Source organism: Natronococcus pandeyae (assembly GCF_008122205.1).
GTDB classification, from domain to species: Archaea; Halobacteriota; Halobacteria; order Halobacteriales; family Natrialbaceae; genus Natronococcus; species Natronococcus pandeyae.
Genome location: NZ_PHNJ01000009.1, coordinates 93,338 through 120,030, shown reverse-complemented (window position 1 = coordinate 120,030; position 26,693 = coordinate 93,338). Strand labels below are relative to the sequence as shown.

Below are 26,693 nucleotides of genomic sequence, written 5' to 3'. Positions count from 1 at the left end.
GATGACGGGTAAACTCTTCTATCGCTCTTCTCACACTACCCTCTGTCATCCGACGGCAAGGAGAGCGAGCCAGGTGAAATTATCAGTGTATTGCCGAAAGAATCCGCGTCCTATCGATCGTTCGAAAAGCAGGAGAGCGTCGTCCGATCCCGCTCAGTAGTAGTAGAGTTCGAGTTCGTGGCCGCAGTTCCGGCAACTGGCTTCCTTCCCGCGGAGGCGGTTGAGCCTGCGCTCCCCATCGATCCCAGGGCCATGGGGAACTGATGCGTTCACGGTGCCGTTACACTCCGGGCAACCGATATGTACATCTGGGTGGTTTGATTGGGACATAGTTCCGAGTAGCCGATTCACCCAAATAGTTATACTAGTCGTAAGCGATCTGTCGACGTCGACCGTCCGGTGTTTCCGACGCCAGTCGGGCGTTATTTCGCGTAAACAGTGGACGCGGATGTTTCGGTTCAGACCGGCGCAGGTTATTACACTGTGTGACAGGTTAACACCCCTAAGTCGATTTGACGGGTTGAACGGCATATGTTGCGGACGATTACGCAGATCGTAGGCAGTATCAATCAGTTCAGGTACCGAACAATTTCGCCACTAGCGATTCGCTAAATTAGCCGATGGTGAACGTTACGTCCTCGAATTCGAAGAATGCGGTCTCGTATCCGTCGTGGCGAGAGACCTGCGGCGGGGCATCGACCGCGACCGTCACCTCGTCGCCCGCCTCGAGCGGATCGATCGCGATTCCGTAGTGGTGGCCGAACTCGTGGTCCAGCACCTCGGAAAGCGGCTCCTCGAGCACCATCGAGCCGTCGCGCTCGATCGTCGCCGTCAGCGACGTAAACGGGAGAACGACGTCGTTGTACGGCGTCCGCGGGAGAACGGCCAGGTACGAGTCGCCGCCGAACCGCTCGAGGCGGGTTTCCACGGCGGAAATCGCCGCGTCGGCGCTGCGCTCGGTCCCGAGCAGATCACCGGGAAGGTCGTCGACGGCTGGCCCCCGAGCGGTCGGTGGCGGGCCGATGTCGTGGTCACCGCGGTCCTGACCATCCGCTGTGCTATCCTCGTGGTCGTCGCGATCCATCAACGGCAACGCGTCGCGCTCGCCGCGGCGGTCCTCGTCGACGAGCGCGAACTCGAGGTCGTGGACGTCCGAGCGATCGAACGCGAACGCGACCTCGAGGGTCGCGGCCTCGTCCAGTCGGCCCTCGAAGTCACCGGTTCGAACGGCGTCAACGGGGCCGACGCGAGCCCTGAGTGTGTACTCGCCCTCGCCGGGCAGCCGGACGTTGTCGCCGTAGTGAAACCCCATCCGCTGGGAGAGCATCGGCCAGGGCGAACTGCCGACGCCGTCGATCCGCTCGCCGTCCCGCCGAATCTCGAGGGTCATATCCACCGGCAGGATCGTCTCGGTCTCGGTGTCCCAGACCGTCAGCATGAGATGGACGCTGTCGTCGGCATCGACCTCGACCCGGCTGCCGCCCTGGCCGGGGATCCAGAACCGGTGGGGGAACGTGTACGACAGTTCGAGGGCGTAATCGCCCTCGCTCGCCGTCCCGTAGACGCCCATCTCCTCGGCGCTCGCGGGACGGTAGACGGCGTCCGGCCGATCCTCCACGAGCGGCGGGTTCGCCCAGGCGGACTCCTCCTCGAAACCGAGCCGCTCGAGACAGCCGGCGACGCCGAGCGTACAGGCGGCGGCCGTGCCACGGAGGATCTCCCGGCGGTCCATGGTCCAGCCGTTCGACGCCGGCGGAAAAACGAGTATCGGTTCTTGCAGTGACCGAGCCGCGAGATTCAGCCGGCGACGTACGGCGGCTGCGTCGTCGGCATCGTCAGCAACCAGAGGCTCACGGCGGTGTAGACGACCATCAGGGCGAGGAACGGGTACTGGCTGCGGACGGCCTGTAGACGGCCGGGAAAGACGTCGTAGGCGACTGCGTGGGCGGCCCAGATCGCGAGCAGGTGACCCGCCAGTAACATCACGATCTCGAGCGTCCCCATCCACCCCGGCAAGGCGAGCGTCGTCGGGTTCACCGGCGGCGAGAGGGGGTTCGCCGCCGCGTCGAGCGTCGCGGGTGCGAGCGAGATCGCGAACCCGACGTAGTGGGCCAGGTGGTAGCCCGCGGCGATCGCGAGCAACGGCGGCGCGAACCGCCGAGCGAGGAGGCGCTCGGCGAGGTACGTCGGTGCGAGCCGACGCGACGCGCGGGTTGCGAGGGCGTACAGTCCGAGCGCCAGCGCGTAGCCGCCGGCCAGCACCAGCAGGTACGCCGCGGGCGCGGGCAACCCACTCCCGACGAGGGCTTCGATGGTGTGAGCGCCCGGCGGCGTGACGACGAAGCCGTTGAACGTGAGCTCCCAGACCAGCAACACGACGAACGCGATCTCGCTCGCGTCCGTGACCACGTCGCCGTTTCGGAGTCGCGACCCGGGGACGACGAGCCGAAACGCGCCGTCCCGGCGCTGGATCGGCGCGACGGCGCCATAGAGCCGAAACAGCGTCGAGAGCGGATCCGCGTGCCGAATCCACGCTGCGGGCGAGAAGAGGACGGAGCCGACGAGAACGTACCCCGCGTAGCCGAGCGCGAGCGCCGCGAGCAGCTGGGGGTTCGTCGTCACCGGAAGCACCAACTCGAGCCAGACGAGCGCGGCCAGTCCGATCACGGCCGGCCAGGACCTGAGCCGGGACGGGTACGCGAACAGGCCGGCTGTGGACAGGGTTCGACGGCGCTCCGTCGGCGACCGCGAGCCGCGGACGCGCTCCAGGAGCGCACTCACGCCGTTCGCGAGCGTTCGAAACGGGTCGACCGTCGGCCAGGGATCGACGAGGAGAAAGGCGATCGTCGGGAGTACCGCGCGGAGACCGACGAACGAGAGCAAGACCGCGAAGTTAGCCGTCCCCATCGTGGGACCTTCGAGCCCGACGAACACGACGGCACCGAGCGCCAGTAGCCCGAGAACCGAGCCGACTGCGCTTCCGACGACGAGCCACCGCGGCGGCGTCGGAACCGCCGTCGACTGCTCGGCGTCGGAGTCCCGCTGCGAGCGAGCGGACTCGAGGGCGAGTGACAGCTCCCAGTCGTGGAGGGCGTCGATAACCCGCCGGTCGGTGACGAGCGCGGCGAGCAGTGCGGAGGCGCCGACGGCGCCAGCCCCGGTGAGGAGCGTCAGCCAGGTCGGGACCGTTATCGCTCGTTCGTCGCCGAGACCGGCGGCGACGTTCGACGCCGCGACGGTGTCGATCGCGACGGCGACGGCGATGACGGTCGCTCCGACGCTGACGGCGAACGCACTCCGGCGTGCGATCGGCGACGACATTGACGGAGCGGACAACGGTGAGCCACATACATGTACCTATAGTGGCTACTGAAACGATTTACACGCCGATCGCACAGCTGTCGCGCGATCGAGTGGACAGTGACGGTCAGTGGCTACGATACTGCCGGCTCCGGCCGGCGGATCGATTCCGTGTAGTCACAGATACCGGGAAATGGCGATAACCGAGGAAAGGACCCCCTCAACGGCGACGTTTTTCTCTTTCAGAAATCGAACCAACGAACATTTGCATCCCCACTCCTACGATTCAGGTATGAAGCGACGCGCGTATCTGGGAACGCTGGGTGGGGCCGGCGCGGTCGGGCTATCGGGATGTCTCGGGGATCTCCCCGTCGTCGGGGACAGCGAGACGGCCCTCGACCCGCCGGACCACCCCCGCGGGGAGCCGAGTCACCCGATCCACGGCGACGCGTTCCCGACGTTTACGCTCCCGGATCCACACGAGGGGACCGACGTCTCACTCGCCGACTTCGAGGGCGAGCGTTCCTACCTGCTGACGTTCATCTACACCTCCTGTACCGAGGACTGCGGCGCCCTGACCAAACTCCTGCAACTCGTCCAGGAGGACGCCGCTGAACAGGGGTACGATGACGACCTCGCACTGCTGGCGATGACGTTCGATCCGGAAACCGACGATGCCGAGGCGCTCCGCGAGTACGGCGAACAGTACGGTGTCGACATCGAGGCGGACAACTGGCACTTCCTCCGGCCGGAAACCAACGAGGAAGCCATGAGCCTGCTCAACGACGATATCGGCGTTCCCGCGCAGGTCGGTGGCCACGATCACGGCGACGACGGTCACGACCACGATGACGGCCACGACGACCACGACGATCACGAGGACGAGGGCCACGAAGACGACGAGCAGGGACACGAGGACGATCACGACGACCACGCAGGCGACGATCACGGAGAGAGCGACCACGAGGACGGTGAGCACGAGCACGGTGACGACCACGATCACGAGGACGATGCCCAGGGCGACGGAAACGCAGACGATTCCGAAGACGACGGGGACGACCACGACCACTCCGAGGACATCCACTACTACATCGCGTTCCTCGTCAACGAGCAGGGGATCGTCGAGCGATCGTACCCGAACGCGACGGACGGGCGCGACGAGACGCGGCCGCAGGCGATCATCGACGACGTTCGAACGGTGGTCGAGTGAGTATGCGACGGCGTAACGTCCTCGCGGGAGTCGCGAGCGCCGGAACGCTCGCAGGTGCCGGTGCGCTCGCCGTCTACGGCCTCCCCTCGAGCGCCCTGGACGAGGACGGCGAGGAACCCCACCACGATCCGGTCGAGATCGAGACGGTCGAGGCGACCGGCAGCGACGACGGAACGCAGCGCGTTCCGGCCGATGGAGAGGTGACGTTCGTCGATCTGTTCGCGACGACCTGTGGCATCTGTCAGGAGCAGATGCCCGAACTCGGCGAGGCCTACGACCGAGTCGGCGACGACGTGACGTTCATCTCGATCACGAACGAGGGCGAAAGCCAGGTTCCCGACGACGAACTGGCTGACTGGTGGGACGAGTACGACGGCCACTGGCAGGTCGGCCGCGACGCGAGTTCGGAACTGATCGTCCACTACGGGACGGCGACGCCGATCGCCGTGCTCTTCGACGCCGACGGCAACGTTCGCTGGGACGAGTCCGGTCGCAAGACCAGCGACGAGATCGTTTCCCGAATCGAAGACGTACTCGAGGACGACTGATACGTAATGCTCGACGCAACCCTGCTGTCGACGCTCGCGTTCGCGTTGACGGCAGGCGTCTTTACCTTCTTCTCGCCGTGTGCGTACCCACTGTTGCCTGGCTACGTCGGCTTCTACGTAAGCCAGACCGAGGCCGAGGAATCGTCGCTTTCGAGCGCGCTCGGACGGGGTCTGATCGCCGGCGCCGGCGTTCTCGTGGTCTTCGGCGCACTGTTCGGCGTCGCGTTCTGGGTCGGCCACTCGATACTGGCAGAGATCACGATATTCGAAGCGCTCGTGGGCGTCGTGTTGATCCTGTTCGGGCTGCTCGTCCTGTTCGACCGCGCGCCGTCGATCTCGATGGCGCTGCCGAAGCGTCGATCGGGGACGCTCGGGTTCGGAATCTTCGGTGCCGGCTACGCGCTGGCCGCGGCCGGCTGTGCCGCCCCGTTCTTCATCGGCGTGATCGCCAGCGCGCTCGCGCTGCCGCCGACGTCCGCGGCGCTCGTGATCGGAACCTACGTCGGCAGCGTGTTCCTGCTCATGATTTCGCTAACCGTGGCAACGGGGATGGGCCTTGCCGCCGGCGCCGGTCGGCTGGCAACGTACGGCGGGACGCTCCGGCGGGTGGCGGGAACGGTCATGATTCTCGCCGGAATCGGTCAGTTGTACGTCGCGTTTTACGTCCAGCCGATCTGATCGCGAAGTAACCGCAGACAGGTTCGCTTCGAAACACCCGTTCTCCCTGGCAACTGCAGGTATGAAACGTATTGGACAGTCGATCCAACTACGGGATGAAGATGTACCAGGAGCTCCTGCTCGCGACGGACGGTAGTGACGGTGCTCGCCAGGCGACCGACCACGCGATCGAGCTTGCAAACCGGCTCGACGCGGCGCTACACATCGTCTCGGTCTCCGAAGAGGGTCCCCACGCCGAGGAGAAACGCGATCAGATGCGCGCCGACCTCGAGAACCAGGCGGCCGAGGCACTCGAGGAAGCCGAGACGAAGGCCACCGGCCACGACATCGAGGTCAGGACGACCATCCGTCAGGGCGTCCCCCAGGACGAGATCATCGACGCCGCAGAGCAACACGACGCCGACATGATCGTCCTCGGAACGGTCGGACGAACGGGACTCGACCATCTGATCACCGGCAGCGTCGCCGAGGAGGTCGTCCGGAACGCCCCGGTGCCCGTCGTCACGGTTCGCGACCAGAGCTGACGACCGAAACCGGGCGCCGTGTCGACCTTCCGGATGGCCGCTTGAGCGAACGTTCGTTCGAGCGTGCCGACCCGTAATAGCACGCTACTCGTGGATACGGGATCGATAATTAACTCCGCCCGTCGGAAACGGGACGCTATCGTGGCCGTCCGTCGGTTTTCGTCCGTCCGAACGCTCCATCGCTCGCTCGTCGCCCGGAGGAGCCTGCGGTCTCTCGATCGGAGGGGTTCCGATGCCGGGTGAGGCGACTACCGTCGTCGATCCCGTCCTCCGGGTGCTGGTCGTCGGCGACTCGCGACGGATCGACGCGGTGATGGACGCACTCTCCACGCAGTTCGACTCGGTCTCGCTGGTCCGGGAACGAACGTCCTCGAACGCGATCGCCCGCCTCGAGTCGGTCGACGTCCACTGTGCCGTCTGTGCGTTCGACGGATCCGACGGTCGATCGACCGTCGACCGCCTCCGCGAGCGGGACGAATCACTACCGATCGTCGCTATCGCCGACGAGCACGCCGCAGAGCGCGCTATCGAGTCGGGCGCGACCGACGTCGTCACCCCCGACGAACCGGACCCGGTCGTCGCCGCTCGCGTTAGATCCGCCGCCGAACGGGAACGCTACCGGCTCGCCGCGGAGAGTTCTGCATCAGAATACCGGTCGATACTCGAGGGGTCGAACGCGGTGGTCTGGGTGCTCGACGCCGAGGGCGAGATCACGTACGCGAGCCCTGCCGTCGAGTCCAGGTTCGGCGTGACGACCGACGAACTCGAGGGACGACGACCGACGTGGCTCGTCCACCCCGACGACCGTGACGACGTGGGCCACGCACTCGAGACGATCTCGAGCGGTCCCTTCGGCGCGACGGAACGCGTTACGGTTCGGCTGCGCCACGCCGACGAAACCTGGCGCGTGACCGACCTGTGTGCGGTCAACCGGCTCGAAGATCCGCTGGTTTCGGGCGTCGTCGTGACGGTCACCTCGACCAGCCCGGATCGGCTGCCGGCCGACGACGCCCGCGAGTCGCTCAACCGACTCGACGACGCGCTGTTCGCGCTGGGGCCGCAGTGGGAGCTTCGGTACGCCAACGACGCGGCGACCGCACTGCTCGACGGTGAGCCGAAGCCAGGGACCGTCGTCTGGGACGTTCTGCCCGAAACGGTTCGGCCCACGGTTGCGGAACGACTCCAGGAGGCTCGGACGACCGAATCCGCCGTCGCGTTCGAGACGGCACATCCGGACCTGGAAGGACCGCTTCGGATCCGGGCCTTCCCGTCGGATCGCGGTGTTACCGTCTACGCGCACGAATCGACGGAAGCGGAAGAGTCGGGCGCAACGACCGACCGGGATCGCCTCGCGCTCCTCGAGTCGGTCGTCGACGCGCTCGAAGACGGGATCGTCGTGCTCGAGGGGTCGGCCATCGCGCTGGCGAACGCGACGCTGTTCGAACTGACCGGAGCCGACACGCTCGTCGGACGGGGGGTCGAGGACCTGTTCGACGACGAACTGGCGGCGGCGGTTCGCGAACGCGGCCGATCGTCGGTCGTCAGATGGATGGATCCGATCCCAGGTGACCTCGTCGTCGGTGACCGACGTCCGGTCGACGTCTTCGTCGCCCCGATCCCGGACGACGATCGGACGCTCTGCATCGTTCGTGACAGGCGCCGCTCGTCCGCCGGTGCGCTGTCGGCGCTCGAGGAGGCAGTCGCGTCGATCCGCGACGCCGACTCGCGATCGACCGTCCGCCAGACCGTCGCCGACACGGCGCTCGAGCTTACCGGCGCCGAGTTCGCGGGATTCTACCTCGTCGACGAGGCGGCGCTCAGACCGGCGGCAGTCGCGACGCGAGACCCGTCGTCGACCGACCTCCCGTCCGTCGACCGATCGGTCGTTCCAGTCGAGTCGATCCGCGACGGCGGCGCGTCGATCCACGACCGTCGGCCGCTCGAGTCCTTTCTCTCCCGATCCGGCGTCCGCGCGGAGCAGATCGTGACCGTCCCCGTCGGGGACGGCGTTCTGTTCGCGACCAGCACCGAACCGCTGGCGTTCGACCCGGTCGATCTCGGACCGCTCGAGACGCTCGCCGGGATCGCCGCCGTCGCGCTCGACGAACTCGAACGCGCCTCGCGAGAGAGGGAACGGCGACGGGAGACCGCGGCGCTCGAGACGGCCCTGGATCGACTCCGGCAGCTTCGGTCGATCGAACGCGAACTGCTCCGTGCGACTACCCGTGAAGGAATCGATCGGCGGCTCTGCGAGGGGCTCGCGTCGCTCGAACTCGACGACGGGTCGGTCGAACTGGCCTGGGTAGGTGACGCTGCGAGGGGCGGCGAGACGATCCGTCCCCGGGAATTGGCCGGAGACGGCGAGACGTACCTGGAGTCGGTCTCGATCTCGCGGGATCCGTCCGTCGGCGATCCGACGGGCCGAACGGCGGCGACCGTGGAGCCGACGCTCGTCGAGGCGATAGCCGACGGGACGGACGAACCGTGGCGAGAACGCGCACTCGAGCAGGGGTTCCGATCGGCCCTGAGCGTCCCGCTCGTCCTCGACGACTTTCTCTACGGTACCCTCACGGTTTACGCGAACGAGCCGAACGCGTTCGACGAACGCAGTCGTCGTGCGATCGAACACCTCGCGGCGGTCGGCGCGTCCGTCATCGGTGCGATAGAAACCAGGACCGCGCTGCTCTCCGACGACGTCACCGAACTCGAACTCGTGATTCGGGACGAGAGCGAGCCGCTGTCGTCGGTTGCGACCCGATTGGACCGGCCGCTCGAGGTGCGATCCGTCGTCCCGCGGTCGTCGGGGGGATCGGTCGTCTTCGCGACCGTCGCGGCGGGCGATCCGGAGTCGATCGCCGACGCGCTCGCCGGAGTCGAGGTCGTCGAGTCGGTTCGCCCCGTCGGGGAGCGAGCGGACGACACGCTCGTCGAACTCGTCCTCGAAGAATCGTCGATCGCCACAGCCGTCGCCGACCACGGTGGGGTCGTTCGAACACTGACGCCGACGGACGATCGGGTCCGACTCGTCCTGGAACTCTCCGGTACGGTCGACGTCCGCTCGTTCGTCCGGATGCTCGAGCGGCGGTATCCGAGCACCGAACTCGTCGCTCGCCGCGAGCGCGAGCGATCGTTCGAGGACGAACACACGTTCGGCGCGGCGCTCCAGGAACGACTCTCCGAGCGACAGCGCTGGACGCTCGAGGCCGCCTACTACGGCGGCTTCTTCGAGTGGCCACGCGAGAGTACCGGCGAGGAGATCGCCGACTCGCTCGACGTCTCGCAGCCGACGTTCAGTCGCCACGTGCGGATTGCCCAGAGGAAGCTCTTCTCGCTGCTGTTCGAGGAGTTCGACGCATTCGAGTGAGCCCGAGTCGGATCAGTACACAGATATTACCTGCCAGTATCGTTCGACTACGGTCGCGCGTTCGTCCGGCGGTGACACTCCGGTCACGTGATGGATGAATAGTTATAGCGTTCGTCTGGGGACCCGGTATTGGCATCTAGCCACTACCACCATGTGCTTACGCTCGAATCAGCCATTCGATGAGCACGGATCCGGTAACGTCGTCTTATTGCTGTCATCTCCCCGGATGGCGGATCGACTCGTGAGCCTCGACCTCGCCGCTGACGTCGAGCGAGCCGATATCGATCGCACCGGCGTCCGGTCGCAGGCGGAGGGAGGCATCGTCGCACAGCTCTGTCTCCAGCACTCGGATCTCGTTCTCCGCCCGTCGCTTCGCCGCGCGCCCGCGATCACCATCGAACCCGACTACTGGACCGCAGGCGACGCCGGGCGGACGGTCCTGTTTTTTACGGCCTACGGCCCCGAGTTCGACGGATTCGAGACGGCCCTCGAGATCGATCCGACCGTCACCGATCCCGTTCTCGTGGATCGTTATCCAGATCGGCGGATCTACCGCGTCGCGCTCACCGATCGGGCGATCACGCTCGTCGAAGCGACCGCCGCCGTCGGCGGCCGGTTACGCGGCTGCTCGAGTTCTCGAGACGGCTGGCAGTTCCAGCTTCGGTTCCCGAGCCGGGACGCGCTCGTCGCGTTCAATACGCGCTGTCGCGAACTCGACGTCTCGGTGACCGTCGAACACCTCCGACTCGCCGACGAAGAGTGCGAGGGCGTCGTTTCCCTGACGGCAAAACAACAGGAGCTGCTGGCCGTCGCCTACGAGGAAGGCTACTTCGACGTGCCGCGGCGGATCTCCCAGGACGAACTCGCCGACCGGCTCGACGTCTCGAAGTCGGCTATCTCCCAGCGGCTGCGACGGGCGATCGCCGAACTCTGTGCCTCGACGTTCTCTTGAGCGGGCCGTTTCGCTCAGCCATCGACTTCGACGGTCGTCTCGTAGGTGAGTAGCGTTTGCTCCAGTGACTCCAGTTGCAGGACGAGCGCGTACTCCCCCTCCTCGAGTAGCGTCGGTTCCCACCGACCGTCGTCGGCACTGTGCGTCCCGATCGGGCCGCCGATCGTCGCGGATTCGTCGGGATGGATGACGGCCGTCTCGTGCATCACCCGGTGGGGTTCGCCGTCGATCTCGAGGCTGTGATCCCAGACGACGCCCGGAGCGTCGCCGTCGTTTTCGACGTCGAACGCGATCGACGTCGCCGTCCCGAAGTCGGTATCCGAGCGACCCACCGAAACCCCGACCACGTCGACGAGCGGGCCGTCTTCGATGTCGAACGACGCGGTCGCCACGGTTCTCCGCCAGACCGTCTCGATACGGAGGTCGTAGCCGCCGACGGGCGGCGTGGCGCTCGGTCGAGCCAGCCGCACCGTTCCCGTCCCGACGCCGTTTTCGATATCGGAACGCGGAATCCACCCGTCGAACGTTTCGGCCGGCGTCTCGAGGACGAGCCTGAGGGATGCCGGATCCGTCGTTTCGACCTCGACCTCGAGGGAGACGCTCGCGTGCTCGTTCGTCGTCCGCGTCTCGCTGATCGCGACGGTGGGCTGACGGGCGGCGCTCACCACCGCCCCGCCGAGCAACAGCAGTGCTCCCCCCGCGACGAGTTCCCGTTTCCGTCGGGCGATCGGAGCGACGACGCGGTCGCCTCGATCACCGCGGCGGGCGAGCAGCTGTCGCAGGCCGAGCCCCGCGAGGAAGCTCAGCACGTAGCCGACGAGCAGGATCTGCACCGCCGGGTGGAGTTCACTGCCACCACCCTGTGCGACGTGGACGCTGAATCCTCCGACGAGGGGAAGCACGACCGCGATCGGTACGAACACCTCCGTTTCGATGGGGACGACGCTCAGCAGGATCCACGTCGAGAGCGCGATTCCGAGAAACGACACGAGGAGGAACTGCATTTCGGAGACGTACGCGGCGATAAGACCGCCGTACGAAAGGAGCAACTGGAAGTGACCGGCCGTCACTCCGACGACGAAGCCCGCGGAGAGGGCGATCCGGAGCACGGTGCTGGTCATCGTTCCACCTATTGACTCGATAACGTAAAACCGTTTACACTATCCTGCTTCGAGAGACGATTTCTGAAGGGTCGGTCGGTCGGCCCGATCGGCGTCCCGCGAACGATCGAACGAAACCACGCTGCGAAGACCGGCTACCCACCCGTTCCCGTCACGATCGATCGCCCGGGTACGGAACCACGGTTTCGCTCGAGCGGCGGGTTACTCCTCGGACTCCTCGTCCTTCATCGCGCCCAGCTGCGAGACCAGCTGGTCGGTCGAGACGTCGGACTCGAACGAGAGCTGTCCGTCGTGGTCGTTCTCGTGGACGCTGACGGCGTCGATCTCGTCGTCGTTCGACTGCTGTTGTTGCTGCTCGGATTCGTCGTAGCTACCAAAACCCATAGCAGCAACTGGGGGACGTTCCCGAAAAGGCGTGGCGTTTCAGTTCGCCAGTGGGTTGGTGTCACATCCGGTTCTCGGCTCGGAAACCGAAGAATACGCGCACGCGAACGAAATGCACGAAGGCGGTTACTTGAGTCGCAGGTACTGCCGGTCGTACTCCGGTTCGCCCTGGCGTGGATGGATCGTGATGAACGACTCCGGCGGCATGTCGGCCAGCCGAGCGGGGAGGTCCTCGAGTTCGTTGTGCCAGCCGACGTCTCCCCGGCGCGGCGAGATGGCGACGATGAGGTCGTCGTCCTCGGTTTCCTCCTCGAGCGTCGGAAGCAGCCGCCCCCAATCACTGATCGAATCGAACTCGGCGGTGACGTCCTCCTCGACGAGGCTGAACAGCTGTTCGAACTGGTGTCCGGAGCCCTCGACGACGAGGACGTTCAGTTCGGCACCGAGATTCGCAGCGATTCGTTTGACGAAGTGGACGGCCTCGTAGAACCCCTCGTGGTGGTCGGCGCCGATCGGGACGACCACGAAGATTCGCCGCGTCGTGTTGATCGGGTGGCCGAGCCGGGAGATGAGCACCGGCAGGTTCGTTCGCTCGAGCACCTGGTCGATGATGCTCCCGAAGATCCGGTGACTGAAGCTCTGGGTCGCGTCCCATCCCATGATGATCTGGTCGGCCTGGACTTCGACCGAGCCCTGGACGACGCCGGACGCGACGTTGTGATTGACGCGGGCTTCGGTCTCGATGGGAACTTCGGCGGCGCTTCCCTCGGCCGCGAGTTCGTCGAGTTCGGCCTGGACGTTCGCGATCTGTTGCTCGGTCGGCCGACCCGTGTCCGGTTGGACCACGGTCATCACGTGAACCGGGTTGGTTCCCCCCTCACCCTTGACTACGAACGACAGCTCGAGCAGCCGTCGCTGGAGTTCCGCGTTGTGTGACAGTGGCAGCAGGATGTTCGGATCCCTCGCGCTGTCGTCCTCACCTTCGACTTCGCGCTCGAGTGCGAGTCGGTTCGCGGCTCGCTCGGTCATCCACGGGCTCACGAGCGCGGTGATGAGTAACAGAAGAACGACGGCGTTGAGGATCGCCGAACTGAACAGTCCGGCCTCGAACCCGATGAGCGTGATCGCGAGCGCGGCGGCGGCCTGGCCGGTCGAGAGTCCGAAGATGACGTCGCGCTCGTGTTTGGTGTAGCCCTGGACCTGTGCGACGACCCACGCCGCGGCGCCTTTCGTCGCGATCATGATTCCGGTGACGAGCGCGGCGATCTGGAGGGTTTCCGGTCCGTCGAAGATGACTCCGAGATCGACGAGCATGCCGACGTGCAACAGGAAAAACGGGATAAAGAAGGCGTTCCCGACGAACTCGACGCGGTTCATCAGCGTTCCCCCGCCGGGAATGAGCTGGTTGAGCGCCAGTCCGGCGACGAACGCGCCGAGGATCGGTGCGAGGTCGAGGACCTCGGCGAGGCTAGCGGCCGCGAAGATCGCGACCATCACGAACAGGAACTCGAAGTAACTCTCTTCGCTGAAGTTCTGGAAGAACCACCGCGAGACCGGGGGAAGAAGGAACCAGGCGCCACCGAACAGGAGAACGAGCGAGAGGATGATCTGGCCGAATAGCAGGGCTGAGAGCCCGTCCTGTACGGCGCCGATGACGATAGCGAGCACGACCAGCGCGAGCGTGTCGGTGAAGAGAATCCCGCCGAAAACGGCCGTAACGGCCCGGTTTTTCGTGACACCGAATCGGTTGACGATCGGGTACGCCAGCAGGGTGTGCGATGCGAACACCGACGAGAGCAGCAGTGCCGCCCACATGTCGAGGCCGAGAATCGTGTAGGTGGCGATGGTCCCGACGGTAAACGGCAGGAAGAAGCTCGTCAGACCGAACAGCGCGGCGTTCTCGGGAGCCTCCTTGAACCCCTGGAGATCGAGTTCGAGCCCGACCGTGAACAGCAGATAGATCAGACCGACCTCGCCGAGCAGTTCGATCGCGTCGGAGTGTTCGACGATTCCGGTCGCGCCAGGCCCGATGATCGCTCCGAAGACGACGATTCCGACGATCCCCGGCTGTCCGAGTCGCTTGACGAGCAGCGGTCCAACCAGGAAGATCAGCATTGCGAGCGTAAAGATCAGCACGGGCTGCTCGAGTGGAAGTCCAACACCGTCGGCGACGAACGAGATAACTGGCGTAATCATTGTGAGGACGACTGGCTGTCGGCGGCTTGCGGGTTCGTTCGCACGTGTCGTGACATCGATAGTGGCAGGGGAGACGAATGTCGGGCCGATCTGGCTCCGTGTAGAGTAGTCGTGAGCGAGAGATAGTGAGGACAGGTAATAAAATGTCGGATATCGGACTTTGATGCGGGGAGGAGTAACGAGTTCGATGCAACAACGAAAAAAGGAGGAAGTAAGCGTGTCCCTTTAGGTATTTGGTAGTCAAATGTTCACTTTCATCCGTTCACCTCGTCGGGTCTCGTGGTTTGTTCTTTCCGAGCGCGTGATTCGACAGTTTCTGCCGCGATCGTTCGCTCGGCATACCCGCAGTTCATCGACCGATACTCGCTGTTTTCCCCGCCATACTACCGATCGGTTCGTGCGTTCGGTTGACATACCGATGTCTCTCGAAGAATTCGGCCACCGTCTTCGAACGTGTCGGTACAGAATCAAACACTTGTTCAGACATCTCTGAATGTGTGGACAACACAGCTACTGGCGGTGGCGATCAGTACCGAAACGTCACGAACGAAGTATTCGACTGCTACAGGTTCCGGTAGTCCGTCTATAGTAATGGGTTCAGGTGGGTTTAGCGTGTCTCATGTCCGTGTCTCGTTCGCTCTTTCGAACAATCGTCACGGACGAACGACTACCTATGACACGAGCACGACCGATACGGGGGACCATTCGACGGACTGTACGCCCACAACAAAAACCGAGGACGACACTCGATGCGAGAGCAGATGGAGGCCGCCACACCGGGCGGTCCGGGGGGGCAGCGATCCGCTGATGTGCGGAATCATCGGCCGCGTCGGTGACGGCAACGCGCTCGAGACGCTCCTCACCGGCCTCGAGAATCTCGAGTACCGTGGCTACGACTCGGCGGGCGTCGCCGTCCAGAACGGCTCCGGTATCGACGTCCAGAAGCGTTCGGGGAAAGTCGAGACGCTGATCGACTCGATCGAAAACGAGTCGCTCGAAGGCGCCGTCGGAATCGGCCACACCCGCTGGAGCACGCACGGACCGCCGACCGACGAGAACGCCCACCCGCACACGGATAGCACCGAAGACGTCGCCGTCGTCCACAACGGGATCATCGAGAACTACGCGGCACTCAGGTCCCGACTGCAAGACAACGGCTACGAGTTCACGAGCGACACCGACACCGAGGTCGTTCCGCACCTCATCCAGTACTATCTCGACGGAGGACTCGAGAACGAGGCGGCCTTCCGGCGAGCGATCGAGGAACTGGAGGGAAGCTACGCGATTACGGCGATGTTCTCCGGTGAACACGTCCTCTACGCGGCCCGACAGGGGTCGCCGCTCGTCGTCGGGATCGAGGACGGCGAGTACTTCCTCGCGAGCGACGTCCCCGCCTTCCTCGAGTACACCGACAGCGTGGTTTACCTCGAGGACGGCGACGTCGTAATCGTCGACGAGGACGGCGTCGAGTTCACGGACCTCGAGGGGAACCCGGTCGACCGCGAACCCGAGACCGTCGAGTGGGATCCCGAAGAAGCCGGCAAGGGCGAGTACGACCACTACATGAAAAAGGAGATCCACGAACAGCCGACGTCGCTCGCCCAGGCGATCGAGGGCCGGATCGACCCCGAGAACGGCCGGATCGCGCTGGCCGACTTCGGGCCGGGCACGTTCGCGGACGTCTCGAGTGTCCAGTTCGTCGCCTGTGGTACCTCCTATCACGCCGCGCTGTACGGCTCGCTCTCGCTCAACCAGGCCGGCGTCCACTCGACCGCGCTGCTCGCCAACGAGTACAGCGTCGCCGCGCCGCCGGTCGACGACGAAACGCTCGTGGTCGCCGTCACCCAGAGCGGCGAGACCGCGGATACCCTGAGCGCGCTTCGCCAGGCCAGGGCGAACGGCGCGTACACGGTGACGGTTACGAACGTCGTCGGCTCGACCGCCGCGCGTGAGGCCGACGACGCGCTGTTCATCCGCGCGGGGCCGGAGATCGGCGTCGCCGCGACCAAGACGTTCTCCTCGCAGGCCGTGATGCTCACGTTGCTCGGCCAGCGGATCGCCGCCGACCGGCGGGGGAAACCGCCGGCGGACCTCGAGTCGCTCCTGCCGGATCTCGCGGCGATGCCCGACGAGATCGAGCGGGTCCTCGAATCGTCTGATGCCGCGTCGATCGCCGACCGCTACCGGGGAAGCCGGTCGTACTTCTTCATCGGCCGGGGTCTCGGCTATCCGGTCGCGCTCGAGGGCGCGCTCAAGTTCAAGGAGATCACCTACGAGCACGCCGAAGGATTCGCCTCTGGCGAACTCAAACACGGACCGCTCGCGCTGGTGACGTCGGAGACGCCGGTGTTCGCCGTCTTCACCGGCGACGAGGACGAGAAGACGCTGAAAAACGCCGAGGAAGCCCAGACTCGCGGTGCACCGCTCATCGCGGTCTGTCCGGACGACCATCCGGCGGTCGAAATAGCGGACGCACACCTCGAGATTCCCGATACCAGCGCGGCGCTCGCGGGACTGCTCGCGAACGTCCAGTTGCAACTGGTCTCCTATCACGCCGCGAATTTCCTCGATCGCCCGATCGACAAGCCGCGAAACCTCGCGAAAAGCGTGACCGTCGAGTAACAGTCCGCGGTCACGACTCACGAGTTACACAGAACAGTTCCTCCGCGCGCCGTTGATTCGGCGCCTGCCGGCTCGCGAACGGGTCGCCGAGAGATCGGGGCTCGAGACCACCCCCATCGTCTCGCCCCCGACGGCAGCTCTCGCGGCCCGTACCCGAACGCGATTGGAATCGTCTGTGGAGGGCCCGCGGCCATCGAGTGTCGGGCTCGATCACCACCCTCCAGACGAGCTAGCAATGCACAAGGACATAAACCCTTCACCCGAGTTATAATGGTTGTGTGCGATGCAACGGGAGGAAACGGAGCGATATCGCCGGTGTTGGCCCCTATCGATCGCGTTCGACGACTTCGCCGGGCATCGTCGTCGCACCGGTGTCGAGTTTCAGTCCGGGCGTCAGGCTCGTGTTGATTCCGGTCTTGGCGCCGTCGCCGACGACCACGCCGAACTTTCGGCGGTTCGTCGAGACCCGGTCACCTTTCACAGTAAACTTCACGTCGCCGTCATCGTGCCGGAGGTTGGCGACGTTCGTCCCAGCACCGAAGTTAACGTCGCGTCCGAGGACGCTGTCGCCGACGTACGAGAGGTGACCGATCGACGCGTCACGCGAGACGACGCTGTTCTTTACCTCGACCGCGTTCCCGACCTTCGCCCCCTCCCCGATCAGTGTCGCACCGCGGACGTACGCGTTCGGGCCGACCGTCGCGCCCGACCGTACTAGCGCCGGCCCCTCGATCAGGGCGCCGGGCTTGACGGTCGCTCCCGCTTCGACGACCACGTTCCCTTCCAGGTGGGCTGCGTCGCTCACGTCTCCCTCGATACGCCCCTCGAGTTCGCCAAGCTTCCACTCGTTGGCCTCGAGCAGCTCCCAGGGGCGGCCGACGTCCATCCAGCGCTCGAGCGTGACCGGCGAGACGGTGAACTGATCGATCACTTTCGCGACCACGTCCGTGATCTCGTGCTCGCCGCGTTCGCTCGCGGGGACGTCGAGCCACTTCTTCGCCTCCGCCGGAAACGCGTAGGCTCCCGCGTTCGCGAGGTTCGTCGGTGGATCTGCCGGCTTCTCGACGATGTCGGTGATCACTCCGTCGTTCGTGCTGAGGACGCCGTAGTTGCTCGGTTCCTCGACCTCGATGGCACAGATCGCCGGACACTCCGCAAACAACCGGTCGATCGCCGCCTGGTCGTAGAGGTTGTCGCCGTTGAGTACGGCGAAGGGACCCTCGAGGTGCTCGCTGGCGGCGTTGACGGCGTGTGCCGTCCCAGCCTGTTCCTCCTGGATCGCGTACGAGACGGGGACGCCGCGATACTCGGAACCGAAGTACTCCTCGACTGTCTCGGCCTCGTAGCCGATGACGAGAATGATTTCGTCCGCACCGGCGTCGACGGCGGCGTCGACGGTGTGGGCGGCGAGGGGGCGGTCGGCGACGGGCAGCATTGGTTTCGGTACTGAGGCAGAGAGTGGTCGAATCCGCGTTCCTTGTCCTGCTGCGAGAACGACAGCTTTCATTGCATCTGCATTGTTGGATAGCCCCGATTAATATACAGACGCTAATCGTCCGCCGGGCTGAGATGTCGGTCGGTCTCGCCGAGACTGCGAGCACGACGGAGCCGACGACCGCGTTCCCCGGCCTGGCACGAGTACACCTCCGGTACCTCGGACGCGATCGGTGCCCGGTTTCCCCGATATCGCTGTTTCTGCCTCGTTAACGGGTGCATTACTGTTCAGAAAGGTAGAATTTCCACGGATCGAACCCGTAACGACGCCGATCTCGGCACACCCCCTCGTTACCCCTGTTACAGACCAAATGTGGGTGAAATATCGGACTAATTTTCAGTGAATCCGTTATGCCGTCTATATTAAATACCGTTCTATGATTAGTCGCTGGTGATGTCGACGGAATCAACCGACGTGAAGTGGACTCCGATGTCGTCCGGGCAGCAAACGACCGCGCCGCGCTGTGTGAACTGCGATAACCAGGTTACTCGGCAGTTTGCACGGGTCTTCGGCGACAACCGGGACGTCGTCCACGCCTGTCCCGACTGCGCGACGTACCGGGAGATGAAGACATCCGACTTCATTCCGGAAGAGCGTCGATAGGCGATTAGCACTGACCTCGCGCCCGCTCGTACCGCGCCCGCGCCTGTTGACCGTTCTGTCGGGTCAGACGATTCTTCCCTGCGTCGGGAGCGTTATTCGGCTGAACGAGCCGCGTCCGCTACACTCCGTACGAGATCCGTCGCGGTCTCGAACACCGCGTCTGCATCGGATTCGTCCCGCGCTTCTGCCGTCACCCGAACCACCGGTTCGGTTCCGCTCGCACGAATCAGGAACCAGCCGTCGTCCGTCTCGACGCGTACACCGTCCAGCGTATCGACATCGCTGTATCGGTCGCTGACTACCGTCCCGATTTCGTCCATGACGGCACCCTTATCCGCGACCTCAACCGACGCTCGTCGGATCGGATACTGCTCGATTTCGTCGGCGAGTGCCGAAAGCGGTCCATCCGTCGAGACCAGTTCGACGAGTTTGCAGGCGGCCAGCGGCGCGTCGGGACAGCGGCTCTCCTCCGGCCAGATCCACGCCCCGCTCGGTTCGCCGCCAAAGACGACGTCCTTCTCGGTCGTTCGTTCCGCCACGTAGACGTCCCCGACCTGTGTCCGGGTGAGGGTGGCACCGACGGCCGACAGCGCGTCGTCGACCGCGAGACTCGTATCGACGGGTGCTGCGACCCGGTCGCCCTCGCCTGCCGCGTTGCGGGCGAACAGGGCGAGCAACGCGTCCTTCGGAACGAACGTCCCCGTCTCGTCGACCGCCATCATCCGATCCGCGTCGCCGTCGTGGGCGATTCCGAGATCTGCGTCCGTCCCCTCGACGACGGTCATGAGCGTCTCGAGCGTCTCCCGGTTCGGTTCGCTCGGCCGTCCCGGGAACGAGCCGTCGGGCTGTCCGTTCAGCGTCTGGACGGTACAGCCGAGTCGGGACAGCACCGCGGCCGTAATGGCTCCGGTTCCGTTCCCGATGTCGACGATGACACTCGGTTCGCCCTCGAGTTCGACTGCCTCCTCGATTCGGGCTGCGTGATACTCCCGGATGCCGTCGCGGTGTTCTCTGTGCCCCTGCCCGTTCCAGTCGGCCAGGTCGTAGTCGTCCTCGCGGACGCGGCGGGAGATCGACGTCCGTTTCTCGGGACCGAACGCTTTCCCCGAGGGCGTCCAGAGTTTGATCCCGTTGTCGGTCTTGGGGTTGTGCGAGGCCGTAACGACGATCCCCGCGTCGGCCTCGAGGTGTTCGATCGATCGGGCGACCGTCGGCGTCGCCTCGACGCCGACCTCGAGGACGTCGGCGCCACACTCGGCGAGTCCTGCGGCGAGAGCGTCGACGAGCGTCCGCCCGCTGTCACGAACGTCGCGGCCGACGACGACGCGCTCGTATCCATCGGACGCGACCGCGCGGCCGACAGCGAGTGCGAGTTCGGCCGTAACGTCCGTTCCGACGGTTCCACGAATACCACTGGTCCCGAACATACACGTTCGTGACGATGGCCACCGGGTTAATATGTGTCGACTACCGTCCGTCCTCCGTCGATCACTCGCTCGCAATGACGTCTCGACGGCCGTCGGTCGGCCATCAGATCCTGGTTCGGTCGCTACCGAGTATACTGCCGGACAGAACGATTCGAAGATCGGTCGCTCGATCTCGGACGTCACCAGCGGTAGCGGCCGGAATTTCGCGACCGACGTCTCACTGACTTCTGTCCGGCAGTAAGCACGGATTCCGGTTCGACTGTGCCGTCGAGTCGACGGTAGTCACCCCCTATGGTTTTGAACTGTCGCTATCGTATATACGTCGCCGTGACGCTACGTCGAAACAGGAATGTACGCAGAGCGAGACGCTTCCCGCCCACACGCGAGGTTTCCGACGTTTCGAGTCCTCAAGGGTCGTACCGAGGCGACGAACACCCCCGTATCCGAGCGAACCGGAGCTACCGGTCGCTCTCGCCACCGATGAGTACGACCGAACAGGACGCCGAAAAGGAGACGGATGCCGACTCCACTGTCTGGGAGCTTCCGCCCAGTTCGAAACTCGTCTACAAGGTTCTCGAGTACGAGGAGTCGATGACCCAGGAGGAGATCGCGGCCGAGTCCCGGCTCTGTCCTCGGACGGTCCGGTACGCGCTCGGCAAACTCGAGGACCACGGCCTGGTCGCCAGTCGCGTCAGTCTCACCGACGCGCGCCAGTCGAAGTACTGGATCGAGGAGTAATCAGTCTCGAGAACGCGAGACGGGACGACGACTGTTCTCTAACGGCCGATCTCGGTAGCGGCGAAAAAGACGCTAGCGGAGCTTTCGGTACCGGTCGATCAGCAGGTCGAGCCCGTACGAACCGGACGTGATCGTGTAGTTGGTCTCGAGTCGCGGGTTGAACTTCGCCTTGTAGCGGTTGATGCTCGGCACGCCGGCACCGACGAGGTCGTAGTGGTCGAGGCCGTCTCGGAGCCCGTCGCGCATGACGTGCCAATCGAGGAGGTCGTTGATCGGGAGGTCGATCTCGGTGTCCGGTTTGACGCCGCCCTGCCAGCGGTACCGAGTGGTTCGCGATTCGACGACCAGGATGCCGCCGACGAACTCGCCGTCGACCCGGCAGACGTACGGCCGTATCGCGCCGTCGGGAAGCTGTTCGTGCACCGCACGAGCGAAGTCGGGGTTCAACTGGAACGAACGACCCTGGTTCTCGTAGCGGTTGGCGACCTGCTCGACGATGCGTTCGACGTCGTCGTTGTCGCCCTCCTCGATGACGTAGGCGTCCTCGTCGGCGTTCCGGACGTTGTTCCGTGCATCGCTGCTGAACCGTTTCAGCAGTTCGTCCTCGCTTCCCTCGAGGTCGACGACGTAGGTACAGCTCGGTTCGACGTCGTACTCGTTCCAGACGAACGGACGGATGTCGTCGAACTCCGCGGCGAAGAACCTCGCGTACTGTGGCGAGAGTTCGGTGTCGATCCACTCGAGACAGCCCTCGACGAACCGCTGGATGCGCCGATCGGCCTTGCGCTGTTTGAGCTTCCCGACGTTCAACACCGACGGTCCGACGTAACACGACCAGGAACGGGGGGCGGGCGAGAAGGCACCGGTGATCGGCCCCTTGACGTACTCGAAGACCGGAAAGATCCCGACGGCTTCCTGTCCCTTGAAACCGGTGAGCAGATGGAGGGTCGTTTCGGTGTCGTCGGCCTGCAGTCGGAGCGCTTCCGCTCGATTGAACGGGTTCGAGCCCTCCGAGCGCTCGACGTAGCGGTTCCACTCGTCGGCGTCGTCGACCGGATCCAGAACGGTGATTTCGACGCTCATTCTCAGAGATACCCCAGGTCTGAAAGCCGATCCTCGACGGCCGCATCGTCGGTGACGGTGATCGGCTCCGGCTCGTAGGCCGGGTACTTCGTTACCGTGCTCTCCTCGACGACCGGCAGCGTCGTTCCGTCCATCTCCGTGTCGATCGGAACGTCGAACAGGGAACAGATCGTCGGCGCGACGTCGAAGATCGTCGCTCCCTCGAGCGACGCCGTCTCGTCGAACGCGGAACCGGCGGCCGCGACGACGCCGGTCTGCTTGTGGTTCCAGGGCTCCATTGGCTCACCGAACGTGGGCTGGTCGAGATCGGCGGCGATCGCGTTGTCGAACCCGGCGGGGACGGTCACGATGTCGGGGCCGTTGTCGAGAAATGGACCACTGAAGTAGTGCTCCCGCGGTTCGACCGCGTCGAACATCGGCTCGCCGTCCGGCGTTCGGACCGCCGCCAACTTCTCGATGAGTTCCTCACGGACGGTCTCGTACTCGGAGTGGGGCACCTGACCGTTCGGCTCGCGCCCCTCGAGGTTGATCCGGATCCCGAGTTCGCTCTTCGAGCGAACGTACGCCCGAGAGTTCGGAAAGTCGACCTGCATACTGGCCGCGCGGATCGCGTCGTTCGGCACGCGTTGGCCGATCGGCTCCTTCAGTCCGACCCGGTCGAGCGCGTTGGCGACACGCTGGGTGGTGATCCCGAATTTCGCGGCGACGTTCATCGACCGCTCGAGCGGACTCGTCTCGTGCTCGCCCGCGTCCTCGCCTTCGAGGAGGTCGTTCTCCCAGGCACGCGACCAGTCGGGCATCCCCTCGCCGCCCTTCCGTCCGGTGAGATGCCCGTCGTCGCGGAGGAACTCGTTGACCCGGAACTCGTGGCCGGTGACTTTTCCCATCCCGTGATCGCTGACGATCAGCACGTTCTCCGGATCGTGGCGCTCGATCGTCTCCGCGATCTGTCGGTCCACCTCGCGGTAGACGGCCTCGACGACGTCTTTCTCGCCCGGGCGTTCGTGGAAGATCGAGTCGGTCTGCTGGAACTGGAGGAACCCGAACTCGGGCTCGAAACGTCGGCAGAGATAGCGAAACGCTTTCCCCCGGAGTTCGACCGTCCGCTCGTAGCCCTCGATCGATCGGTCCGGTTCGGGACCGCTCTGGGGGTAGATCCGGTACTCGCCGCAGGCCTTCTCGACGTCCTCGAGGATCCCTTCCGGATGACAGTCCGGCTCCTCGGGCGCGGTCATCCCCGGGATCAACGCGCCGTCGAACTCCCGCGCCGGATGCGTTACGGGGAGGTTGACGACGACGCTCGAGATCCCGTGCTCGCTCAGGAGTTCCCAGACCGGTCGCTCGCGGACGTGCGTCGAGTTGACCACGTTCCAGTCGTAGCCGTCGAACGAGAGAAAGTCGAAAACGCCGTGCTTACCGGGATTCTTCCCGGTGTACATCGAGGGCCAGGCGCTGGCCGTCCACGGCGGAATCTGCGACTCGAGCGGGCCGCTGGTTCCGGTCTCGAACAGCCGTTGTAACGTTGGAATCTCGCCGGCCTCGAACAGTGGCTCGAGTACCGGGCGACAGCCGGCGTCGAGGCCGATGACGAGTAGACGAAGGTCCTCTCCGTCGGTCGAACCATCCATAGGCGAGTATGGTGTCCTCCCATGCTTTGTTATGCAACCGCTGGCGCGGTGTAGGCGCTCACTATAATTTTCCGGCCAGGGTTGATCAAACGTCTCTCGCGGGCGATACGCGCCGACTTTCGCCGGCATTCACGAGCGGTTCGACGCCGACGACTACCAGTTCGTCGCCAGGTCCTTCGCCGCCGACGTCCTCAACTCGACACCAGCGTTCCCCGGTCGGTCGACGCACCCGTCGCCAACCGACAGGGTCCACTCTCGGTGGCGAGTCCCGCCGACCGATACGAGGCCGGGAAGCGACCGATGTCGAAGCTCTCGGTGCGTCCCGTCGACAGCTCCGATCCGGAGGTGATCCGGTCCACTCGACGGGAGAACTACCGAATCGGGGGGCGAGTGCTCGCCTCGCGGGACGATCTCGAGGGCCGCTGGGAGTCACTCCCCGACGGAATCTGTCCGCAGGTGTTCCCCGTTCGAACGGGCGAGCCGGACCAGTTCCTCGCGGAACTCGAAGGAGCCGGGGTCCACGACGCCCATACCTGGCCGCGACTCTCCGAACCCGTTCGCACGGATCCGGACCACGAGACGGCGACCACCCTCGCTCGAGAGACCGTCGTCCTCCCGGTCCACCAGCACCTCGGGCCGTCGTCGATCGACGCTGCCGGAGAGAGCCTTCGCCGCTGAGGCGTGGTCGGGTGGTCTCATACGGTCTGCTGTAAGTCATTGCCGGTGCAACCGCGACACGTCTGCGGTTGCACCGATAAATCGTTACAACAGACCGTATCAGTCGCTCTCGACCGTCGACGCGATCTTCGATCGGACCTCCTCGTCGAGGCCGTACGTCCGGTCCTCGGTCCGTTCGAGCACCGACTGCGTGCGAAGCTCCGAGACGAGGCTCTGGACGGCGATCGTCGACCGGTCGACCCGGGCGGCGATACACTCTGTCTCGAGTGGCCCCTCGCGAACGAGTTCGGCGAGTACACGTCTGGCCGTCTCGATCGAACACAGCGAGTCGTCACACGCGCGCTCGAGGCGGGCGTCGAGCCACGCCGTCTCGAGCAGCCCCTCGAGGTCGTGCTCCTCGTTCGCGACGACGAAGTCGGTCGATTCGCCGGACGGATCGGTATCCGTGTAGCCGAATTCGTGATCGTCGCCGGAGACCTGCAGGATCTCCGTACTCTCGCCATCCTCTCTCTCATCGGCTGTGCCCTCGTCAGCTCGTTCGTCCTCGAGTTCGTCGATCCGGTTTTGCAGTCGCCGGTTCTCGGTTCGCAGTCGGTCTCGCTCGTCCGTCCGCGACTCGAGTTCGTCTTCCAGCCGCTCGATTCGCTCGTTCCGTTCCTCGACCGTCGCCTCGAGTTCGTCGCGTTCGGTCTCGAGGTCGACGATCTCGTCGTGGAGCCGACGCATCTCGTCGTCGCTCCCGGGAAGCTGTGACTGGGTCGTCTCCGGTCTGGTCAGCGCGTCGGCCATCTGTTTGGCCGCCATCGAGACGTCGCGCGCGGATTCGAGTTCGTCCTCCAGGGTCTCGATGCGTTTCTCCTTCTTCTCAAGTTCGTTCTCGAGTTCGAGAACCCGGCTCTCCTCCTGTTGTTTTCGTTCGGAGATCTCCTGGAGGTCGCCGACGAGCGTGTCGGAGACGGACTTGAGGTCAGGGCGCTCGAAGTCGTCGAGGCCGGGCGTCGCGCCGGCGTCGAAGGTGCGCTTGCGCCGGAACTGCACCTTGCGGACGTCGACCTCGGTCCAGTCGGTCTGGACGAACGCCTGGCCGTCGTTGAGGTCGGAGACGCGTTCGGTGTACTCGGTGTCGATGATTCGACCGACGACCTTCGTGTCGTTGTCCCAGGTGAGGCGGTGCCAGACGAGCCAGTTCGCCTGCGTGATGAAATCCTTCTTGACGTCCGCCGGCCGCTGGCTGATGCCGAGGATGCCGAGGCCGTGTTTGCGCCCGCGTTTGCCGATCTTGATCAGCAGATTGCCGGTCTCGCCGACGCCACCGCCCTCCGGGATGTACTCGTGAACCTCCTCGACGACCAGCAGGAACGGCTTCTTCAACTTCTTCTCCTTGACGAACAGCTGTCGGGCGACCTCCCGCAGGAGTTCGTCCGCGACGTCCTCGTCGAGGTAGCCCGAGACGTCGAGGATCACCGGGACGTTTTCCTCCAGGGCGAGCGTCGCCATCTGCTCGGCGTGTTCGGGCCCGATCTGGATGTCACACTCCTCGTCGGCCCCGGCGTGGAGCATCTCGTACTCCTCTTTGAGGCCGTAGTACTCGCCGTCCGTGTCGACGATGAGGAGGGGAAAACCCGCCTCGAGCAGCTCTTCTGCGATGACCGACGCGGTGTTCGACTTCCCCGAACCCGACTTGCCGGTGACGAACCCGCGGCCGGTGAGCAGTTCGACCACGGGCAGTTTCAGATCCGCTCCGTCGTCCGTTTCGCCGACGAGCACCTCGCGTTGCTGGTCGCTCACCGCCCCACCACCGTCGCTGCGCGCGACTCGCTCATGTTAACAGTACAGTCCGAACACGTGACCTTGAATATTGGCTTCACGTCGGATGCGCGACACCCCCTTCGCGGCGAGCGAGCACCGACTCCGCTCGACGGAGGTCGCGCATCGACTCGGTCCGTGTTCCATGTGAACACACCGAGGAAACAGTTATGTCAGTTCCCCCAGACGATAGGAACACGCACCGATGACCTCGACCACACCATCGATTCAGCTTCCGTCCCTTGCCAAGCACGGGATGGGAGTCAGCGGATCCGTTCGGTATCCGAACGGATTCGCGACCGATGGTCGTGGACGGGGTCGCTGACGGCTCACCGC

General features: G+C 64.8%; 20 protein-coding genes. 10 read left to right on the top strand and 10 right to left on the bottom strand.

The features are described from left to right. Window positions 1-613: 613 nt before the first annotated feature. Both CV102_RS16360 and CV102_RS16355 read right to left on the bottom strand, forming a co-directional pair. Window positions 614-1,732: an iron transporter gene (locus CV102_RS16360; RefSeq protein WP_148859085.1), complete on the bottom strand. Its 1,119-nt coding sequence runs from the start codon at window positions 1,730-1,732 to the stop codon at window positions 614-616. 65 nt (window positions 1,733-1,797) lie between these two features. Further along, a complete protein-coding gene (locus tag CV102_RS16355) occupies window positions 1,798-3,321 on the bottom strand; it encodes a hypothetical protein (RefSeq protein ID WP_187433002.1) in 1,524 nt (507 codons plus the stop codon). Between the two features lie 271 nt (window positions 3,322-3,592). Between CV102_RS16355 and CV102_RS16350 the strand changes: the two genes are divergently transcribed. The 6 genes from CV102_RS16350 to CV102_RS16325 all read left to right on the top strand — a co-directional run bounded on the left by CV102_RS16350 (window position 3,593) and on the right by CV102_RS16325 (window position 10,576). Next, on the top strand, window positions 3,593-4,510 hold the full coding sequence (locus CV102_RS16350; protein WP_148859084.1) for an SCO family protein: 918 nt from the start codon (window positions 3,593-3,595) through the stop codon (window positions 4,508-4,510). Between the two features lie 2 nt (window positions 4,511-4,512). Then, window positions 4,513-5,058, top strand: a complete 546-nt coding sequence (locus CV102_RS16345; RefSeq protein WP_148859083.1) for a TlpA family protein disulfide reductase — start codon at window positions 4,513-4,515, stop codon at window positions 5,056-5,058. 6 nt (window positions 5,059-5,064) lie between these two features. Beyond that, window positions 5,065-5,736 carry a cytochrome c biogenesis protein CcdA gene (locus CV102_RS16340; protein ID WP_148859082.1) on the top strand — a complete coding sequence of 224 codons (672 nt, stop codon included), beginning with the start codon at window positions 5,065-5,067 and terminating at the stop codon, window positions 5,734-5,736. A gap of 101 nt (window positions 5,737-5,837) precedes the next feature. Then, complete coding sequence (locus CV102_RS16335) at window positions 5,838-6,260, top strand: universal stress protein (protein ID WP_148859081.1); 423 nt, start codon at window positions 5,838-5,840, stop codon at window positions 6,258-6,260. Between the two features lie 232 nt (window positions 6,261-6,492). Further along, complete coding sequence (locus tag CV102_RS16330) at window positions 6,493-9,624, top strand: bacterio-opsin activator domain-containing protein (RefSeq protein WP_148859080.1); 3,132 nt, start codon at window positions 6,493-6,495, stop codon at window positions 9,622-9,624. A gap of 226 nt (window positions 9,625-9,850) precedes the next feature. Further along, window positions 9,851-10,576, top strand: a complete 726-nt coding sequence (locus CV102_RS16325) for a helix-turn-helix domain-containing protein (protein WP_148859079.1) — start codon at window positions 9,851-9,853, stop codon at window positions 10,574-10,576. 14 nt (window positions 10,577-10,590) lie between these two features. Here CV102_RS16325 and CV102_RS16320 read toward each other — a convergent pair whose 3' ends face one another. From CV102_RS16320 to CV102_RS16310, 3 genes are all read right to left on the bottom strand, one after another. Next, a complete protein-coding gene (locus CV102_RS16320; protein WP_148859078.1) occupies window positions 10,591-11,697 on the bottom strand; it encodes a hypothetical protein in 1,107 nt (368 codons plus the stop codon). A 201-nt stretch (window positions 11,698-11,898) separates the two neighbouring features. Beyond that, a complete protein-coding gene (locus tag CV102_RS16315) occupies window positions 11,899-12,081 on the bottom strand; it encodes a DUF5786 family protein (protein ID WP_148859077.1) in 183 nt (60 codons plus the stop codon). 126 nt (window positions 12,082-12,207) lie between these two features. Then, the gene (locus CV102_RS16310; protein WP_148859076.1) at window positions 12,208-14,277 is read right to left on the bottom strand and encodes a cation:proton antiporter; all 2,070 of its coding nucleotides are present in this window, start codon (window positions 14,275-14,277) and stop codon (window positions 12,208-12,210) included. An 807-nt stretch (window positions 14,278-15,084) separates the two neighbouring features. On the opposite strand from CV102_RS16310, the gene glmS reads away from it, so the two are divergent. Next, window positions 15,085-16,899, top strand: coding sequence for a glutamine--fructose-6-phosphate transaminase (isomerizing) (gene glmS / locus CV102_RS16305; RefSeq protein WP_148859075.1), 1,815 nt, complete (start codon window positions 15,085-15,087; stop codon window positions 16,897-16,899). Window positions 16,900-17,224: 325 nt separating this feature from the next. Here the strand turns inward: glmS and glmU are convergent, their stop codons facing one another. Beyond that, window positions 17,225-18,406, bottom strand: coding sequence for a bifunctional sugar-1-phosphate nucleotidylyltransferase/acetyltransferase (gene glmU, locus CV102_RS16300; protein WP_148859074.1), 1,182 nt, complete (start codon window positions 18,404-18,406; stop codon window positions 17,225-17,227). A gap of 381 nt (window positions 18,407-18,787) precedes the next feature. On the opposite strand from glmU, the gene CV102_RS16295 reads away from it, so the two are divergent. Continuing rightward, the gene (locus tag CV102_RS16295; protein ID WP_148859073.1) at window positions 18,788-18,997 is read left to right on the top strand and encodes a DUF7563 family protein; all 210 of its coding nucleotides are present in this window, start codon (window positions 18,788-18,790) and stop codon (window positions 18,995-18,997) included. A gap of 92 nt (window positions 18,998-19,089) precedes the next feature. Here the strand turns inward: CV102_RS16295 and glmM are convergent, their stop codons facing one another. Next, entirely contained in the window at window positions 19,090-20,424 is a 1,335-nt protein-coding gene (gene glmM, locus CV102_RS16290) for a phosphoglucosamine mutase (RefSeq protein ID WP_148859072.1), read from the bottom strand. 480 nt (window positions 20,425-20,904) lie between these two features. On the opposite strand from glmM, the gene CV102_RS16285 reads away from it, so the two are divergent. Further along, complete coding sequence (locus tag CV102_RS16285; RefSeq protein ID WP_148859071.1) at window positions 20,905-21,162, top strand: MarR family transcriptional regulator; 258 nt, start codon at window positions 20,905-20,907, stop codon at window positions 21,160-21,162. A 72-nt stretch (window positions 21,163-21,234) separates the two neighbouring features. Here CV102_RS16285 and CV102_RS16280 read toward each other — a convergent pair whose 3' ends face one another. Beyond that, on the bottom strand, window positions 21,235-22,245 hold the full coding sequence (locus CV102_RS16280) for a lipid II:glycine glycyltransferase FemX (protein ID WP_148859070.1): 1,011 nt from the start codon (window positions 22,243-22,245) through the stop codon (window positions 21,235-21,237). A 2-nt stretch (window positions 22,246-22,247) separates the two neighbouring features. Beyond that, window positions 22,248-23,873 carry an alkaline phosphatase family protein gene (locus CV102_RS16275; RefSeq protein WP_148859069.1) on the bottom strand — a complete coding sequence of 542 codons (1,626 nt, stop codon included), beginning with the start codon at window positions 23,871-23,873 and terminating at the stop codon, window positions 22,248-22,250. A gap of 258 nt (window positions 23,874-24,131) precedes the next feature. Between CV102_RS16275 and CV102_RS16270 the strand changes: the two genes are divergently transcribed. Continuing rightward, window positions 24,132-24,551 (top strand): hypothetical protein, encoded by a 420-nt coding sequence (locus tag CV102_RS16270; RefSeq protein ID WP_148859068.1) that lies wholly within the window; start codon window positions 24,132-24,134, stop codon window positions 24,549-24,551. 99 nt (window positions 24,552-24,650) lie between these two features. Here the strand turns inward: CV102_RS16270 and CV102_RS16265 are convergent, their stop codons facing one another. Continuing rightward, window positions 24,651-26,339, bottom strand: a complete 1,689-nt coding sequence (locus tag CV102_RS16265; RefSeq protein WP_148859067.1) for an ATP-binding protein — start codon at window positions 26,337-26,339, stop codon at window positions 24,651-24,653. Window positions 26,340-26,693 lie beyond the last annotated feature (354 nt).